Raw genomic sequence first — 13,875 nt, 5'->3', positions numbered from 1 at the left:
AATCTGAAATGAGGTCTTGGTATATGGAATTATGGGAAACGATGTTAAGGTCAATATCCGCATTTGCACTAATGATGTTTCTAGCGCGTCTTTTGGGAAAACCGACGATTGCGCAAATGACCTACCATGATTTTGTGGCTGTCATTACGTTAGGGTCCATTACTGCAAATCTTGCCTTTAATAACACTATAAGTATAAGAATTTTACTAACCTCCATGCTTACATTTACTGGAATAGCCTACTTGCTGATGGTTTTAGCTATGAAAAACCAGAAGCTGCGAAGTTGGTTCTCGGGAAAACCAACCGTGTTAATTCAGGAAGGAAAAATTATGGAGGGCAATATGAGAAAACTTAAGGTTACGCTAGATACATTGAACCAGGAACTGAGGGGGAAAAATTTTTTTAATATTCAAGATGTTCAGTATGCCGTACTTGAGCTGAATGGAAGTATTTCTGTCTTACCAAAGCCGGATTGTATGCCTGTAATCAAAAAGGATTTGCATTTGAAAAGTCAGTCTGAGCAGGCTTTTCCCATTGAACTGATCATGGACGGGGATATCATTGAAGCGAATTTACAACAGAATAACCTCACAACAGAATGGCTGCAATCACAAATAAAAAAGAAGGGACTCTCTCTTAAAGAAATCAATTATGCAGTAATCAGTACTGATGGGAATGTATATTTTGATGAATATAAGGATCAAATCGAATCTCCTATTGATAAAGAATGAACGAATTTGATTTCTTTAACATTAAAGGTATATAATAGATGTCGGCAGATAAGAAAACATAGACATATGGAATGATTTTAAGGAGGAATCGCGATGAAATCATTTAAGTATGCTTTGGAGAAAAAGGAACCCAGAACCGGACCAGGAGGTATCACGCGAGGGGCTTCAGTCCATGATTTTCCGGTATCAGAAGGAATAGCAGGGGTTTCTATGCGTCTAGAGCCCGGTGGAATGCGCGAACTTCACTGGCATGCCAATGCAGCTGAATGGGCCTATGTGATTAGCGGCTCCTGTCGGACAACTGTTATCCATCCAGACGGTACTTCCTATGTCGATATTTTTAACCCCGGTGATGTATGGTATTTTCCGCGTGGTTATGGTCACTCTATTCAAGGTCTTGGACCTGGAGAATGTCATTTTATCCTGATTTTCGATAATGGTGATTTTTCGGAGGACCATACGTTCAGCATTACTGATTTTATCGCTCAGACTCCCGCGGATGTTGTCATGCAGAATCTCGGACTCGCAGCCGACGAGCTGGCTCTTTTGCCAAAGAAGGAAGCCTATTTTGCCAAAGGACTTGTCCCTTCTACGAGATCTCATGATGCCTATCCCCGCACTTCTTCCGATCTGATTACTAAACACCGCTATCCCTTAATGGCCAAACAGCCTAGATTGGCACCGGGTGGAGGAACTCAGCGGACCGTTACAGTAGAAGATTTTCCTATTTCTTCGACGATGGCAGGATCTGTGATTGAGCTGGAACCCGGCGGATTGCGAGAAATGCATTGGCATCCCAATGCGGATGAATGGCAATATTATTTGGACGGCAAAGCCGAAATGACTGTGTTCCTGGCTGAAGGAAATGCAGTGACAGAGCAGTTTGAAGCCGGAGACGTAGGGTATGTACCTATGGGAGCAGGACATTATATTAAAAATACCGGACCGGACGTATGCCGTATTTTGATTGGTTTTAACAGTGGTCATTACGAGGCCATTGATTTGAGTGAATGGATGGCTGGCAACCCTGTGGATGTATTGGCAACGAATCTGAACCTTCCTAGAGAAATAGCGGATAAACTGCCTCATAAATCGGTCTTTATTGCTCCAAAATCTTAAATCTTAATTCATAAAGTCTCTAGTAAGCCCGCATAGATTACCTTATTCCTAGGTGGCATATGCGGGCTATTGAATTTGATTCTGATTTTTTTGAAGATAGCAATAAAGCAATTTAGTGAATTTAAAATTGAACAACCTGCAACCCTGTGCTATTCTTATACAAAAGTGAAGATTAACGTGGGAAAAATGATGGTTTATTATGCTTATAAACATCTGATGATACGATGAATAGAGGGGATGTACAGCCATGAATTCTGTCATTGAACTTAACAATGTAAGCTGGAAGAGAGATAATCGCACCATACTGGATCAAATTAATTGGCAGGTAGCTGAGGGTGAGCACTGGGCTGTGCTTGGCTTGAATGGTTCAGGCAAAACAACAATGCTCAATATGATTAATGGTTACATATGGCCAACCACAGGTAGTGTTAGTGTATTAGGTCATTCCTTTGGGGATGTTGATCTGAGGGAGCTGCGCAAATCGATTGGTTGGGTCAGTTCCTCATTACAGGAAAGAATTAATGGGAGCCAGCGTACGCAGGATGTTGTCATTAGCGGTAAATTTGCATCCATTGGACTTTACGATCAGACGACGGATTCAGATTATGAACAGGCCATTCAGCTTATGACCCAACTAGGCTGTGCTCATCTTGTGAATCGGTTGTATCAGGGATGCTCACAGGGAGAAAAGCAAAAAGTGCTCATTGCCCGCGCGTTAATAGCCTCGCCCAAGCTGCTGATTTTGGACGAGGCATGTAATGGTCTGGACTTTTTTTCCCGGGAATCCTTATTAACCAGTATTCAACAGCTTTCCGAGTCGCCGGGTTCGCCAAATTTATTGTATGTTACACATCATATTGAAGAAATTTTACCGATGTACACGCATACCATTTTGATTCGCCGCGGGACTGTTTTTGCTAAAGGTAAAACAGCAGACATTCTGAGCAGTGAAACACTTAGTGGCTTTTTTGAAACACCGGTGCAAGTAGAATGGAGACAGGATCGTGCATGGCTTTCTATGGTATAGAGAGTCAATGCGGTTTATTCTTTTCCAATCCTGACTACAATGACAGAAGAGAAACATTGTAGAGAGGTGAATGGAGTGTCAGAGCATCCATTACAATCTTTTTTTCAAACGGTGAAGGATAATCTAAAGGATATGGTGAGTGTCAATACGACCATTGGAGAACCAGTTGTCGTGTCCGACGGCACTATGGTCATACCGGTCTGTAAAGTAAGCTATGGCTTTGCGGCAGGTGGAAGAGATCTGGATAATCACAATCAGGAAACCGTAAAGGTGATGCCGTCGTTTGGAGGAGGTATGGGCGGAGGTGCGTCCGTAACCCCTCTAGCCATTATCATTATTGGAAAAATAGGCGTCCAAACGATCTACTTGAATAACTCCTCTACGGTATACGACAGGATTATAGATATAGCGCCACACCTATTGGATCAATTGGACAACCTTATTAAGCGATATCATACAGAAGATGATAATGGTCATTGAATCAAGTCTGACCCATTTGTGTTTACTAAGGCTACCAACGGGATGATGCCGTCGTTTTGTACAGGAAAGGAATTGTTTTTCCTTACTATAAGATTTTTGGCCTCTGACTGGCTATGGCAGGGGGGCTGCTCATTATGCGCCATGACATATTGTCCATTGGAAAGCAACTGTCGAGCTTTAATATTATCACTTAGCAGCAGCAATAAATATTGAATGACGAAAGATTGATGTTCTTCATTTAGTACCGGACACATCAATTCAATCCGCTTGTCCATATTTCTGGTCATCCAGTCTGCACTGGAGAGCCACACTTGGGGTATCCCTGCATTTTCAAAATAAAAAATTCGGGAATGCTCCAAAAATCGGCCGACAATGCTGCGAACGGTAATATTGTCGCTCAGTCCGGGAATTCCTGGACGCAAACAGCAGATGCCGCGAACGATCAGATCAATTCGGACGCCTGCCTGGGATGCAGCGTATAGCTCGTCGACCAATTGTTTGTTCGATAGCGAGTTCATTTTGGCTATAATCCTTGCAGGTCTTCCCCTTAGGGCATTTTCCACTTCGCGTTGAATATAGCCCAATAAGCGCTGCTTCAGATGGACTGGGGCTACGCTGAGGTAATGCCACTGATTTGGGGCGGAAAATCCAGTGATTTTGTTGAATAAATTGGAGACATCTTCGCCGATCTCCGGATGGGAAGAGAAAAGCCCGATATCTGTAAATACTTGCGCCGATGCTTCATTGTAATTTCCGGTCGCCACATGAATGTATCGTCTAAGAGAATCTGCTTCCTTACGTACAACCAATATCATTTTAGCATGAATTTTCAGTCCGGACAGACCGTAGACGACATGGCAGCCTGATTTTTCCAGTTCCTTTGCCCATTCAATATTTTTGGCTTCATCAAACCGTGCTTTCAATTCGACGACAACGGTGACCTGCTTTCCTGCTTCGGCCGCTCGATTCAAAGATCGGATAATCTGTGAATTACCGTTTACGCGATACAAGGTCATTTTGATAGCCATAACGGATGGATCGGCAGCAGCATGCTGGACAAAATCGTTAACCGTGTCAAACGATTCATACGGGTGAAATAAGAGAACATCTTTTCCTCGCAGCACTGAAAAAATATCGTCCGTCTTTATGAATTCCCACGGATAAAGAGGGTCAAATTTCGAATACTTGAGATGCTCATAGCCCTCGATCGAATTGGCGAATGACATGAAGTAGCTTAAGTCAATGGGCCCTTCATTCGTAATTAAGAACTGGCTTTCGAGCTCCAGTTCTTTTTCCAGTAATTCCAGTGCAAATGGATCAAATCCAATTTCTATTTCCAAACGGACCGGAGTACCCCATTTCCTTGCACGCAATACCTTTTCCACTTCATCAAGAATATCCTCGGCTTCTTCCTCGTTTAAATCAAGGTCAGCATTGCGAGTTAAACGGAACGTATGGAAAGTAAGAGGTGTATACGTTGTAAACAAAGTGTGAATATGCTGCTTAATCAAATCCTCAAGCAAAATAAACTGCCGACGCTCTTGATCCAAACGAGACGGAACCTCAATATACCTAGGCAAATTGGACGGAATTTCAACCAGAGCAATATAAGCTTCCTTGCCTGCTGCATCGGAAGGCGACTTCAGGGCAACGGCCAAATAAACGCTTTTCGAACGAATCAGAGGAAAGGGGCGGCTTTTATCGATAGCCAGAGGAGTGAGCACGGGAAATACTTTTTCAAGATAATAGGTTTCCATTTCTCTCCTCTGCGCAGGAGTTAGCTCGCCATAAGCAGTAAAAATAAGACCCTCTTCATTTAACAACTGTATAATACGTGCGTAGGTGGCATGCTGATCGGCTACTAATTGCTCAATCATGATGATTACTTTATCTTGTAACTGTTGCGGGGTAAAACCAGTGAAATCGATCTCTGTATTACCCGCTCTAATTTTATCCATAAGTCCTGCGACCCTAACACTGACAAACTCATCGAGATTGGTGGAAACAATCGATAAGAACTTTGTTCGCTCCAGCAGAGGAGTACTTTCGTCCTGTGCTTCCTCAAGAACACGTCTGTTAAATTGAAGCCAGCTTATTTCACGGTTAATATAATTCAAGGAGCATGCCTCCTGCTTATGCTTTTTTTCTAAATAATAAATACCGTAGTTTTTGAAACAATTGCCAGGTGGCACCAAGGCGAATCGTGATCGTGTCGGGAATATTCTCATCGTTTTTGTGCATGATTATTAGGCTCCTCTCGTTGTTAAAATGGGGAAAACTCGCTAAACAAAGTTAGCGAGTATTTAGATAAACATTCACTTATTCGTAGATGTGACTGGCTGCATTGCATCGATAACCTGGGCTGGTGCTGATTCTGTATTTTTCGCTGCGGATTGTGTCAGGTTACTGACCATACGGCTATTAACAAGCGCACTGCCTGCTTGCATTCCGACTCTATGCCCCACATTGTTCCCTAACAAACCGCCCACAATGGACCCGAGAACTGTCCCTACTCCTGGCAGCAGCGAGGTTCCAAGGATAGCCCCATACTCAATACCAGCCATGACGCCGAGTGCTCCGGTTAAATTCCCCGACGTATGCACCATATATTCTTTGTTGTCCATTTGTCCTTTCGTCAAGCTAATGGTATCCTGCGCTTGGCTTATACCTCCTGAGATAAGACCACCCCATAATGAATTACCTTGAAGCATGCTGATCCCTCCTTTGTTTGATGTTTTGTTACTCCAGATTAATAATTCCCCACTCTGTGTTTTTTAAATTATTGAACATTTTCCAATTGTTACGGCAGCAAATGATGTTCTGAATCGTTTTCTTCCTTAATTGTCGCTTCTGCGGATGGTAGCTCTCTAGTGCGGTCTTTAACTTGATCCGCGAGCTCAAGCATAATTCCAGCCCCTTTAACAGCAACTTGACGTGCAGCTTTTCGTGCTTCAGGGGAGACAGCAAGTACTAAGGCTGCAGCAGCAAAAATAAATCCAAGCGGTGATTTGGCCATAAATATCCTCTCCTCAAACAAGTTGTTAATAAAATAATTCCATTATGTGAAATTTTTATACCAGATTACATTCAGAAAACAAAATGCATATTTTGCTAGCTATTGTAAATCATAAGTGGAGTTGATTTATGAATATGGAAAAGGGAGGTTAACCATAGTGCCGCTACGAAATAAAAACAGGTTTCTTCATGTCCTTCCAGGAAGGATACGGGTTGAAGTTTATGGCTTGAAGGGGAGTAAAGCAGCCGCAGAGATTTTAGCCAACAGTCTGTCCGCCTGCAATGGAATAGTAAGAGCGGAACCCTGTGCAGCGACTGGCAAAGTGTTGCTCCTTTATGATGTAAAGCTGATTTCTGAGCATCACATTTTCCATATACTCCGCGAAATAGAAGATCGGATTTGCTCGTCCAATCTAACGACGCTCTCAGGTGTGCGGAACGAGGATACCGGGTCAAAAGAGGCACAGAGGGAAGCTGCCGCTGCCCAGGCTGAATCAGATAATCCTTTTGATTTGCCAATTACCCCTGCGACACCTAAGAGCAACACGAGTGAGGCAAAAGAAAAAATTCCGATAGCCTTAGCTATTTCCATGACCGGTTTAGCTGCACTGGGAATCAAGCAGGTATTTTTCGGACGTTCGGCCCTGGCAAGAAGCCCAGCGCCGTTCTATTTATCGGCACTTGTATCTATCGTAACCGGCTACCCTTTTCTCAAACGAGGGATTCAAACCTATTCGGATAAGAAAAAAATAAACTCAGATCTCGTTTTAGGTACAAGCGCTCTCGCTCTTGCGCTTTTGCGCGAAAATTTTGTAGCGCTTGCCGGACTCAGCCTTTTGCAATATGTGAACTGGAAACGAAGCCAGTCTGTGTTCAATGGACAGCAAGAAACTTCCATGTCACCGGAAATTCAAGCGTATAGCCATAAGGCGGGGAGATTAGGCTGCATTGCAGCTGGACTGACTTGGGCCGTTACCCGGAATCCGCTTCGTGCAATCGCCGTGCTTCTGGCTGCAAATCCGCGTGTGATGACCGTACCAGCCCAATATGCCTGGAAACAGGCCGAGCTCGTTTCGGAAGAAAGAAAATACGTAGTTCCGGAAAAAGGTTCGTTATCCCAACTCGCTCGAACAAAAACGATCTTATTCGAGGATTCGTCGCTCCTGTTTAACCGTTCAGAGATTGAAGAAATTCAATGTATGGCGGGGAGGGAGCAAGATGAGGATAAAGTGTTATGTTTGGCAGCTTCATTAATGGAAAAAACAGCATATCCATGGAAAGAAGAGGTGTTCAGCAAGGCGCAGCTAACTCACCGAACGATCCGTACTGCCTTTCATGTGGAAGAAGAGCCTGAGGGTATAAAAGGAAAAGTCAATGATAGACAGGTTATCCTGGGTAGCTATAAATATATGGAAGAACACGGCATAGATTGCAGCTCTTATGAGCTTAAATGCAAGAGGCTGGGAAGAAATGAATACGACGTCCTTTTGGTTGGAAGCCAAGGGAATGGAAAAGGCGAATGCCTTGGGTTAATTGCCAGACATCGGCAAGCAAAGGTCAACGCATACGGTTCTATGGCCTTTTCATTAAGTGAAAAAGGCTGGAGGCTTGGAGTGTTGCATAACAGCCTTGATTTTAGTGCTGACGAGCTTTCCCAATACCGTATGGATACAAGCTGGTTAGCTTTTGAACATGGCGAAGTGATTGAACGGATCGCTGCGCTCAAGCAGCAGGGCGAAGAGACTTTATTTGTCACAGGTCTCGAACAAAATCCGCTTAATGAGTTTTATAAAGAAGCCGGGGTCCAGACGATTTCCATTGATGAGCTGCAACATATTGAGGAAAGTGCCATGTACGCCGAGAAAACAGAGCAAATTATAAATGAGCATGCTTCGATCGCCAAAAAGTGGAATGTAGTAGGATCTGCATTTGCAACATTAGGCATGATCAGTGCTCCGGTGGTCAGTTTGATCGGAGATGCTTTGTCGCTCGTGTTTATATCCAGAACCAAAAACAGGAGCGAAGCCTTTCCGACTTCATCCGAAGTAACCTATAAAGACGAGGCTGCGGTCACTTCCGAAGGTTTGGCCTGGCATCAACTACCGAACGAACAGATCATCACGAAGTTTCGAACAAACCTGCAAAGTGGATTAACCTCAGATCAGGTTCTTTCTACACGAAGCCAATATGGTTCAAATCAGCTTGAGAGTAAACAACCTACTCCCTGGCTCATTGCATATTTGGGTCAATTTAAGGAGTTCACAACGCTAATCCTTCTCGGCACAAGTGCACTTGCCTTTCTTACAGGTGGATTATTTGATGGACTTGCAATGGGGACAATCCTGCTTGCGAATGCCGCAATTGGCACGATTCAGGAACGTAAAGCGGAAAAGGTTGTGGACAAGCTGAATCAATTTCAACCCCCAGTATGTAAAGTCCTCAGACAAGGCCAGTATGTAGAGCTTAACGCTGTGGAATTGGTGCCAGGCGATATCGTTTCCCTGGAAGCAGGGGACCGCGTTCCAGCCGATATCCGGTTGATCAACTCGTGGAACATGCGAGTCAATGAGTCAACCCTGACAGGGGAGTCAGTTCCCGTTGAAAAGGATGAAGCCTCTCTCTTCGAAGATTGTGCTTTAGCCGAAAGAACGAACATGCTCTTTATGGGAACCGATGTGTGCGGAGGCAAGGGAACAGGTATTGTGGTGCAAACCGGGATGAATACCGAGATGGGGCATTTAATGTCGCTTTTGAAGGATCAGGAAAAAGAAGTAACCCCTTTACAGGAAAAAGTAACGTCAATTAGTAAGAAATTTGTGAAAGGCGCTCTCATTGTGGGAGGAATTGTCTTCGCAATTGGTATGCTTCGGGGCATTCCTTTTCCACAAATGATTTCGACTTCGATTACGCTGGCGGCTTCGGCCATCCCTGAAGGGCTTCCGGTTACCATCACAATTGCTCTCAGCGCAGGCATTTTCCGCATGGCGAAGAAAAACGCGCTGATCCGAAAACTTTCCTCACTAGAAACATTAGGAAGGACTACGGTGATTTGCACAGACAAGACAGGCACGTTAACCAAAAATGAAATGACGGTAAAAGTGCTTTCTACCGCGGATCGCGCATGGAATGTAACAGGAGATGGATACGAACCGACAGGAGCATTGGAGGAGCTTGCGATCGACGCTGCTGCAGCAGCAGAACTCAAAAATGTGAAAGGTTATGAAACTCCATCAGCCCATCCTGATTTGACCCGTTTGCTGCAAATCTGCTTGTTATGCAATAACAGCAAGCTTGAGCAGCAGGAAGGGCAATGGATAACCAAAGGAGACCCAACTGAGGGCGCGCTATTGACGCTCGCAGGCAAAAATGGACTGTGGCTTAACGACATGGCCCATTGGCATCGCGGATATGAAATTCCATTTGATTCCAAGACCGCAAAAATGAGTGTGGTTTGCAAGGATGAACGGACGGAGCGGGAATGTTATCTCTTTTCCAAAGGAGCCGTTGAAACCATTCTCCGTCACTGCAATCGATATCAAAAGAATGGCGAAATATTGCCTTTATCTGAAGAACAGAAGCTGCACATTATACAGCAAAATGAAAAGTTTTCAGAAGCAGCACTTCGTGTGCTCGCTTTCGCATATCGACCTCTGGATGAGAGCATCGACAACGATTCCATTGATGATGAGCACGAATTAATTTATGTCGGTATGACTGGCATGATGGACCCACCCAAAGCTGAAGTAGAGCAAAATATTCAGGAGGCTTTTGCGCTTGGGCTAAAGCCTGTGATGATTACAGGCGATCATCCGATTACCGCCATTGCCATCGCGAAGCAACTTGGAATTAACAGTGATGCGCAGAGTGTTGTAACAGGGCATGAGCTGGACCGTTTGTCGGATGAAGAGTTACTCCAAATTGTGGATCGAATATCCATATTTGCCAGAGTCACTCCAGAACACAAGCTTCGTATTGTAACAGCTCTGCAAAAAAGCGGACAAATTGTTGCTATGACTGGGGATGGCGTCAATGATACGCCTGCTATTAAGCAAGCTAATGTGGGAATTGCAATGGGAAGAACAGGAACAGAAGTAACGAAGGAAACGGCGGATATGGTATTGACGGAAGACCATTTCGGTACAATTCTGGAGGGGGTTAAAGAAGGCCGAACGATCATCGGCAACATCCGCAAAGCACTCGGCTGTCTGTTAACCGGAAATCTGGCAGAGATTATTGTCACCAGCGTCGCCGTAATGGTCGGATTGCCGATACCTTTGGTTCCGATTCAAATTCTGCTGATGAATTTGCTGACCGATGCTTTGCCAGCAATGGTTCTCGCTGTAAATCCAGGTCAGAAAACAAAACAGCATAAACGAACGGATATCATCGATAAAGACCTGTATCAGAAAGTGATTACCAGAGGAGTTCTGCTGGGTTTAGGCTCCCTTGGCTTATTTGCTGCAAGCCTTGCAGTTGGTGCGCCTGTGCCTGTGGCTCAAAGCGTTGCTTTTGCAACTTTGGTTGCGGGGCAATTAATACAAACCTTCTCATGGCGGCAGGAGGGCTCTGAAGAAACGGTACGCGATTGGACGAAAGATCGCTTTTTAATCGGGGCTCTTTGCGTTTCCTGGCTGGCTCTATTAGGAGCCATATATATACCGCCATTAACTGGGTTCTTCCATACCGCACGTCTGCCACTCCACTATTGGCTTCCCATCCTTGGTGTAGCCGGCTCGGTATCTCTTTTATCCAAACCGATTTTGGCTTTGATTTCAAACAAGCAGACAAGTGAAGACTTTACTGCAAACCACATCAATGCTGCGGCTTAATCAGCCGCAGTAATACTTTATTACCAGGAGGATTACGATCGTGCAAACTAACTTTGAAAAAATTGTTATCGGTACTGCGCTTGCCATTGCGGCCTCCGCATTGCTTCCCATTGCTAAAACCACATTCCGTCCTATAGCTGAAGCTGGGATGCAGGGCGGAACCAGCTTGCTCAATCGAGGTAAATCATACCTTCAATTAGCGCGTGAGGAAGTGGAAGATATCATTGCCGAAGCCAAATTTGAAAGAATGAAAAAGCAATTGGACCAAGAAATTGCCTTGCTAGACGATACCCAAGAATGAGGAGAATGGATAGATGAGCGAGCAAAATATAGATAATCACTTGCGCGAAGCTTTAGCACACTTGGAATTGGCCTTAAACCAAAGCGTGAGATGTGTGCTGGAGAATGATAGCGCGAAAAAAGAAATAGGTTTAAAGTGGGAACGATTTCTTGGGGAATTTATGGGACAAATCCGGGAAAAGGGAAAAAAATCAAGACTAAATCTACTGAGCTGGATCAGTTTTCCGCGAATACGCTGACAATTGTATGCAGCCTGTAGTCGACAACAGGCTGCAAACTGAAGATTCCCTACACGGTAGAGAGTTTTTTTAACTAACCTGCTACCAGCATAATCAGAATGGGCAAAAGCAGGAATGAGGCAAGCGTACTCCACAAGATGCAGGTGGAGACCAATTTGGGCGATGCATTGAATTTTTCGGCTAAAATGACTGCATTCACAGCCACTGGCATCGAAGCCAGAATAAAGAGAACGGAGAATAACAGACCTGAAATTCCCAATATCAACATGGCAAGACAAGCGGCAAGCGGAGAAAGCAAAAGCCGGATTGTCAGTCCTACGTAGCTGGCTTTTTTAATAGATGGCTCCAGCCTGAATATTTTTACATAAGCCATCTGGGTACCAAGAATCGCCAGCACAACCGGTGAATACGCGGCTGCAATCATCGAGACGCCTGATTGAATGCCAGAGGGCAGATGCCAATCCAGTGCTCGAAGTCCCAGTGCGAGAAGAGCTGCATAGATCGCAGGGAGAGAAAATACAGACTTTACGGCACTTTGAACGGAAAATTCAGAGCGAGCTGCAAAGTAAACACCTATGGTATTGACCATAATTATCTGGGTGACGACATATACGGAGGCTTTATCCAGGCCAAGCTGTCCAAAAGCAAGTAAAATAAGCGGCAAACCATAGTTTGCACTATTGGTCAGAGTGGAGACTAAAGTAAGTCCGGCCGTTTCCGGGGCGCTCAGCCTGAAGATTTTCCCCGCTAGCTGTGCAATACCCCACAACAGCAGCAGATTCAGTAATGAAAAAGCAGCTGTCAGTGCCACGTCATGCCAGGAAAGCTGGGCTTTAAGCAGTGTGTCCAAAATCATTGCGGGACTTAAAAAATATAAGTACAAAGTCGAGAGTGGTTTTGTTTCCAACCTCATGAATTTGCCGAGTAAAAATCCAGCAATCACCGGAATGGACAGCGGAACGATAACGGATAATAGAGTTGAAAGTACGATTTGAACCATGAATTCCATCCATCCTTTCTGTAATAACATGGTTCATTATAAGACGCTGCTTTCAAGCCCGTCCAAGACGGATAAACAATCAAGGCTATAGGTATAAACTATAAATCTTTGGTCGCTTATTCCGAGGATAATAAAAGGGATGTCCACTGCCATGTTAAACGGCGAGCAAGGACATCCCTTTCATATGAACCCGAGTATGCTGTAGATTTATGCAGAAGCCATGGTTTTCGCTTTGGTAAGACAATCGTCAGAGCAATAATGTTGATGCTGTTCTTCGCAATTAGGACACACAATATGCTGAAGATTGCATACCGGGCAGTTAATATAATGATCGTTTGGCGTTTCACAGTGGTAGCATTGACCGACAATAACGTCTTCATCTGTATGGTTGATCCGAACCGAAATCCGCTCGTCAAACACATAGCATTTACCGTCAAACAAACGTCCTTGTACTTCCGGGTCTTTGCTGTAGGTCACGATGCCGCCATCCAACTGAGCTACATCGTTAAAGCCTTCTTTAATCAGCAGACCAGACAGCTTCTCGCAACGAATACCTCCGGTACAGTATGTTAGGATTTTTTTATCCTTGAACTCAGCCATATGATCACGAATCCATTGTGGAAATTCACGGAACGATTCAACTTCGGGGCGAATAGCTCCGCGGAAATGACCGATGTCATATTCGTAATCGTTGCGTCCGTCCAAAACAACCACATCTTCATCTTGAAGCTGTTCATAAAACTCTTTTGGTGACAGACGCTTGCCGCTAATTACATTGGGGTCAAGCTCGTCCTCATGACGCAGCGTAACCAGTTCCTGACGATGGCGTACAAATATTTTCTTGAACGCATGACCGTCAGACTCATCTATTTTAATAACGATATCGTGGAATTTCGGATTGGCGCGCAAATCTCGGATATACTGCTCCGTTTGCTCTACTGTGCCGGACAGTGTTCCATTGATTCCTTCCTCAGCAATCAAGATTCTTCCCTTGACGCCCAACTCCTTGCAGTAAGCCAGATGCTCTGCCGTAAAGGTAGCAGGATCTTCAATATTGACATATTTGTAAAATAACAAAATTCGATAAGCATGTTCACACATGTAAAATCACCCTCTGATTCAAGTCAAAGTTTTT

At 44.4% G+C, this 13,875-nt stretch carries 12 protein-coding genes; 7 read left to right on the top strand and 5 right to left on the bottom strand.

What is annotated here, in order from left to right:
- Positions 1-23 precede the first annotated feature (23 nt).
- The 4 genes from ACQQ6X_RS01785 to ytfJ all read left to right on the top strand — a co-directional run bounded on the left by ACQQ6X_RS01785 (position 24) and on the right by ytfJ (position 3,357).
- Positions 24-731, top strand: a complete 708-nt coding sequence (locus ACQQ6X_RS01785; RefSeq protein ID WP_149032989.1) for a YetF domain-containing protein — start codon at positions 24-26, stop codon at positions 729-731.
- Between the two features lie 93 nt (positions 732-824).
- A complete protein-coding gene (locus tag ACQQ6X_RS01780) occupies positions 825-1,850 on the top strand; it encodes a cupin domain-containing protein (RefSeq protein WP_305167805.1) in 1,026 nt (341 codons plus the stop codon).
- A 247-nt stretch (positions 1,851-2,097) separates the two neighbouring features.
- Positions 2,098-2,877: an ABC transporter ATP-binding protein gene (locus ACQQ6X_RS01775; protein ID WP_305167804.1), complete on the top strand. Its 780-nt coding sequence runs from the start codon at positions 2,098-2,100 to the stop codon at positions 2,875-2,877.
- A gap of 39 nt (positions 2,878-2,916) precedes the next feature.
- Positions 2,917-3,357, top strand: a complete 441-nt coding sequence (ytfJ, locus tag ACQQ6X_RS01770) for a GerW family sporulation protein (protein ID WP_430493523.1) — start codon at positions 2,917-2,919, stop codon at positions 3,355-3,357.
- Here the strand turns inward: ytfJ and ppk1 are convergent.
- The 3 genes from ppk1 to ACQQ6X_RS01755 all read right to left on the bottom strand — a co-directional run bounded on the left by ppk1 (position 3,351) and on the right by ACQQ6X_RS01755 (position 6,373).
- The gene (gene ppk1 / locus ACQQ6X_RS01765; protein ID WP_305167828.1) at positions 3,351-5,516 is read right to left on the bottom strand and encodes a polyphosphate kinase 1; all 2,166 of its coding nucleotides are present in this window, start codon (positions 5,514-5,516) and stop codon (positions 3,351-3,353) included. The genes ytfJ and ppk1 overlap by 7 nt on opposite strands.
- Before the next feature lie 156 nt (positions 5,517-5,672).
- On the bottom strand, positions 5,673-6,068 hold the full coding sequence (locus ACQQ6X_RS01760) for a hypothetical protein (RefSeq protein ID WP_305167802.1): 396 nt from the start codon (positions 6,066-6,068) through the stop codon (positions 5,673-5,675).
- 89 nt (positions 6,069-6,157) lie between these two features.
- A complete protein-coding gene (locus ACQQ6X_RS01755; RefSeq protein WP_305167801.1) occupies positions 6,158-6,373 on the bottom strand; it encodes a hypothetical protein in 216 nt (71 codons plus the stop codon).
- Between the two features lie 157 nt (positions 6,374-6,530).
- Between ACQQ6X_RS01755 and ACQQ6X_RS01750 the strand changes: the two genes are divergently transcribed.
- The 3 genes from ACQQ6X_RS01750 to ACQQ6X_RS01740 are packed head-to-tail and all read left to right on the top strand — an operon-like array spanning position 6,531 to position 11,740.
- Positions 6,531-11,201 (top strand): HAD-IC family P-type ATPase, encoded by a 4,671-nt coding sequence (locus tag ACQQ6X_RS01750; protein ID WP_430493522.1) that lies wholly within the window; start codon positions 6,531-6,533, stop codon positions 11,199-11,201.
- A gap of 40 nt (positions 11,202-11,241) precedes the next feature.
- On the top strand, positions 11,242-11,502 hold the full coding sequence (locus tag ACQQ6X_RS01745) for a DUF5132 domain-containing protein (protein WP_231116862.1): 261 nt from the start codon (positions 11,242-11,244) through the stop codon (positions 11,500-11,502).
- A 13-nt stretch (positions 11,503-11,515) separates the two neighbouring features.
- Positions 11,516-11,740: a hypothetical protein gene (locus ACQQ6X_RS01740; protein ID WP_149032995.1), complete on the top strand. Its 225-nt coding sequence runs from the start codon at positions 11,516-11,518 to the stop codon at positions 11,738-11,740.
- A gap of 73 nt (positions 11,741-11,813) precedes the next feature.
- Here ACQQ6X_RS01740 and ACQQ6X_RS01735 read toward each other — a convergent pair whose 3' ends face one another.
- Together ACQQ6X_RS01735 and ACQQ6X_RS01730 are read right to left on the bottom strand one after the other, a co-directional pair.
- A complete protein-coding gene (locus tag ACQQ6X_RS01735; protein WP_305167800.1) occupies positions 11,814-12,740 on the bottom strand; it encodes an AEC family transporter in 927 nt (308 codons plus the stop codon).
- Between the two features lie 207 nt (positions 12,741-12,947).
- Positions 12,948-13,841: a rhodanese-related sulfurtransferase gene (locus ACQQ6X_RS01730; RefSeq protein ID WP_305167799.1), complete on the bottom strand. Its 894-nt coding sequence runs from the start codon at positions 13,839-13,841 to the stop codon at positions 12,948-12,950.
- Positions 13,842-13,875 lie beyond the last annotated feature (34 nt).

The sequence above is a fragment of the Paenibacillus ottowii genome (genome assembly GCF_050516475.1).
In the GTDB taxonomy this organism is placed as follows: domain Bacteria; phylum Bacillota; class Bacilli; order Paenibacillales; family Paenibacillaceae; genus Paenibacillus; species Paenibacillus ottowii.
The sequence above is the reverse complement of the archived record's forward strand: the minus strand, read 5'-3'. Positions and strand labels throughout refer to the sequence as shown.

Coding starts and splice junctions, on each gene's coding strand:
- ACQQ6X_RS01735 (WP_305167800.1), bottom strand. CDS start 12,740: ATGGTTCAAATCGTACTTTCAACTCTATTATCCGTTATCGTTCCGCTG.
- ACQQ6X_RS01755 (WP_305167801.1), bottom strand. CDS start 6,373: ATGGCCAAATCACCGCTTGGATTTATTTTTGCTGCTGCAGCCTTAGTA.
- ACQQ6X_RS01785 (WP_149032989.1), top strand. CDS start 24: ATGGAATTATGGGAAACGATGTTAAGGTCAATATCCGCATTTGCACTA.
- ACQQ6X_RS01775 (WP_305167804.1), top strand. CDS start 2,098: ATGAATTCTGTCATTGAACTTAACAATGTAAGCTGGAAGAGAGATAAT.
- ACQQ6X_RS01740 (WP_149032995.1), top strand. CDS start 11,516: ATGAGCGAGCAAAATATAGATAATCACTTGCGCGAAGCTTTAGCACAC.
- ytfJ (WP_430493523.1), top strand. CDS start 2,917: ATGACAGAAGAGAAACATTGTAGAGAGGTGAATGGAGTGTCAGAGCAT.
- ACQQ6X_RS01780 (WP_305167805.1), top strand. CDS start 825: ATGAAATCATTTAAGTATGCTTTGGAGAAAAAGGAACCCAGAACCGGA.
- ACQQ6X_RS01760 (WP_305167802.1), bottom strand. CDS start 6,068: ATGCTTCAAGGTAATTCATTATGGGGTGGTCTTATCTCAGGAGGTATA.
- ACQQ6X_RS01730 (WP_305167799.1), bottom strand. CDS start 13,841: ATGTGTGAACATGCTTATCGAATTTTGTTATTTTACAAATATGTCAAT.